At 66.5% G+C, this 3,110-nt stretch carries 3 protein-coding genes; all 3 read right to left on the reverse strand.

From position 1 onward, the window contains the following. Positions 1-1,064: sodium ion-translocating decarboxylase subunit beta (locus CWM57_RS26985; protein WP_100699630.1), on the reverse strand; the 1,064-nt coding region annotated here is incomplete at its 3' end. A gap of 15 nt (positions 1,065-1,079) precedes the next feature. Then, complete coding sequence (gene oadA / locus CWM57_RS26990; RefSeq protein ID WP_100699631.1) at positions 1,080-2,843, reverse strand: sodium-extruding oxaloacetate decarboxylase subunit alpha; 1,764 nt, start codon at positions 2,841-2,843, stop codon at positions 1,080-1,082. 15 nt (positions 2,844-2,858) lie between these two features. Next, positions 2,859-3,110, reverse strand: coding sequence for an oxaloacetate decarboxylase subunit gamma (locus CWM57_RS26995; RefSeq protein WP_074387436.1), 252 nt, complete (start codon positions 3,108-3,110; stop codon positions 2,859-2,861).

The following is a 3,110-nucleotide window of genomic DNA, read 5'->3' on the forward strand; positions in this document are numbered from 1 at the left end:
GCGGTCCCCACGCAGAAGGCGATCACCCCCAGCAGCAGAATGCCCAGCGTCTGCGGCTGCAGGAACTTGTCCGCCACCAGCTTGGCCCCCACCGACAGCCCGAGGAAGATGGTCACGATGTTGATCAACGCGTTCTGCACCGTATCACTCAGCCGGTCCACCACGCCGCTCTCGCGCATCAGGTTGCCGAAGCAGAACATCCCCAGCAGCGGCGCGGCGTCCGGCAGCAGCAGCGCCACCAGCAGCAACAGCACCGCCGGGAAGAGGATCTTCTCCCGCCGGCTCACCGTGCGCAGCTGCACCATGCGGATCTTCCGCTCCCTGTCGCTGGTCAGCGCCTTCATGATCGGCGGCTGGATCAGCGGCACCAGCGCCATGTAGGAGTAGGCCGCCACCGCGATGGCCCCCAGCAGCTCCGGCGCCAGCTTGCCCGACAGGTAGATGGCCGTCGGGCCGTCGGCGCCGCCGATGATGCCGATGGCCGCCGCCTGCGGCAGGGTGAAGCTGATGATGCCGAAGTAGTTCAGCGTCAGCGCCCCGAGCACAGTGGCGAAGATACCGAACTGCGCCGCCGCCCCCAGCAGCAGGGTGCGCGGGTTGGCCAGCAGCGGGCCGAAGTCGGTCATTGCCCCGACGCCCATAAAGATGACCAGCGGCGCAATGCCTGAGCCAATCGCCACCTTATAGAAGATGGCCAGCACCCCGGCGGAGTAGCCCATGTCCACCGCCAGCGTCTCCATCTGCCCCTGCACCGACGGCAGGGCCAGCGCCAGCGCCTCCTTGATGGCGTGGACGTCCGGCGCGCAGTGGAGCTTCGCGGCAATCACCGCCAGCTGGACCGGGTCGTGGTGGGCCAGCAGGTTTTCCAGCGCGCTCAGCGCCAGCCCGGCCTCCGGGATATTGGAGAGCAGGCCGCCGAAGCCGATCGGCAGCAGCAGTAACGGCTCGAACTTTTTAGCAATCGCCAGCCACAGCAGCAGCAGGCTGACCAGCAGCATGATGGCCTGGCCGGCACCGAGGTGCATCAGCCCCATGCCCTGAATCAGGGCGTTCAGACTTTCCATTTCCGCTCCTCGTCCTTACGCCAGCTGCAGCAGAGTGTCGCCGACCGCCACCGCATCGCCGGCTTTCACCGCGATGCCGCGTACGGTCCCGGCCTGCGCGGCGCGGATTTCGGTTTCCATCTTCATGGCTTCCAGAATCAGCAGCACCTCCCCTTCGGCCACCGTCTGGCCCTCCGCGGCAATCACCTTCCAGATGTTGCCCGCCAGCGGGGCGGTCACCGGGGTGCCGGCGCCGGCCGGGGCGGCAGCGGGCGCGCTGGCTACCGGCGCAGCGGCGCTGAGCTGGCTGACGTCGCCGCCGTCGCTGACCTTCACCACAAAGGCCTTGCCTTCCACTTCCACGGTGTAGACGCCGGAGGCGGCGGCTTTTGCCGGAGCGGCAGGTCTGGCGGCTTCGACCTGCGGCAGCGGCTCAAAGGCCGCCGGGTTGTGGCGGTTTTCGAGGAACTTCAGGCCGGGTTGCGGGAACAGCGCCACGGTGAGCACGTCGTCGATGGCGTTTTCGGCAAGCGTGATGCCCTTCTCCTGCGCCTGGCGTTTGACGTCGGCTTCCAGCTGCGCCAGCTCCGGCTTCAGCAGGTCCGCCGGGCGGCAGGTCACCGGGTCGGCGCCGTCGAGCACCCGCGCCTGCAGGGCGGCGTTCACCGGCACCGGGGTGTGGCCGTATTCGCCCTTCAGGATACCGGCGGTCTCCTTCGCAATGGTTTTGTAGCGCCCGCCGGTGAGGACGTTGAGCACCGCCTGGGTACCGACAATCTGCGAGGTCGGGGTGACCAGCGGGATGAAGCCGAGGTCCTCGCGCACGCGGGGGATTTCCGCCAGCACCAGGTCCAGTTTGTCCGCGGCGTTCTGCTGCTTCAGCTGGCTTTCGAGATTGGTGAGCATCCCGCCCGGGACCTGGGCGACGAGGATACGGCTGTCGGTGCCCTTCAGCTGGCCTTCGAAGGCGTGGTACTTCTTACGCACCTCGCGGAAGTACGCCGCGATGCTCTCCAGCTTGTGGATATTGAGGCTGGTGTCGTGCTCAGTACCGGCGAGGGTGGCCACCAGCGCCTCGGTGGCCGGGTGGCCGTAGGTGGCGCTCATCGAGGAGATGGCGGTATCCACGCCGTCGACCCCGGCTTCAATGGCCTTCAGAAGAGCCATCTCCGCCATCCCGGTGGTGGCGTGACAGTGCAGGTGCAGGGTGACGTCATAGCGTTTTTTGATTTCGCTCACCAGCTCATACGCCGCGCCCGGCGTGAGGATGCCGGACATATCTTTAATCGCAATGGAGTCGACGCCGGTTTCCAGCAGCTGTTCGGTGAGGTCGAGCCAGGTCTGCAGGGTGTGGGCCGGGCTGGTGGTGTACGAAAGCGTGCCCTGGGCGTGGGCGCCGTGGCGGCGGACAGCCTGCAGGGCGGCCTGCATGTTGCGCGGGTCGTTCATGGCATCGAAGACGCGGAAGACGTCCATGCCGTTTTTGACGGCGCGCTCGACGAAGCGCTCCACCACGTCATCGGCGTAGTGGCGGTAGCCGAGCAGGTTCTGGCCGCGGAGCAGCATCTGCAGCGGGGTCTTCGGCATCGCCTTTTTCAGCTCACGCAGGCGGACCCACGGGTCCTCGCCGAGGAAGCGGATGCAGGCGTCAAAGGTGGCGCCGCCCCAGCACTCAAGGGAGCGGTAGCCGACGTCATCCAGCTGAGCCGCAACGGGCAGCATATCGTCGAGGCGCAGACGGGTGGCGAACAGGGACTGGTGGGCGTCGCGCAGGACGACATCGGTAATGGCAACGGTCATAAATTCCTCCGTGAATTAAGGGTGAAGACGGCGATGGTGGTGAATGGCGGCGACAATCGCCGGCTTTAAGCGGGCGAAGTCGTCAGCGGGCGCGACGGCGGCCGGCGCCGGTTTGGGGGCGGCGGGCAGCTCAGGGAACAGACGGTTCACGGCGAGGGACATTCCCTGAATGGCAAAGATGAGCAGCAGCAGGAACACCAGCACAAAGCCCATGCCGAGAAACATCAGGGTGAAGCCTTCGCCCAGGAGGACGGCATTGTCAGTCAT

It is taken from the genome of Klebsiella sp. G-Nf4 (assembly GCF_002810615.1).
GTDB lineage: Bacteria > Pseudomonadota > Gammaproteobacteria > Enterobacterales > Enterobacteriaceae > Klebsiella > Klebsiella variicola.

Bases quoted from the DNA above. Each gene is read 5' to 3' on its own strand.
- oadA (WP_100699631.1), bottom strand. From the start codon at position 2,843: ATGACCGTTGCCATTACCGATGTCGTCCTGCGCGACGCCCACCAGTCC.
- CWM57_RS26995 (WP_074387436.1), bottom strand. From the start codon at position 3,110: ATGACTGACAATGCCGTCCTCCTGGGCGAAGGCTTCACCCTGATGTTT.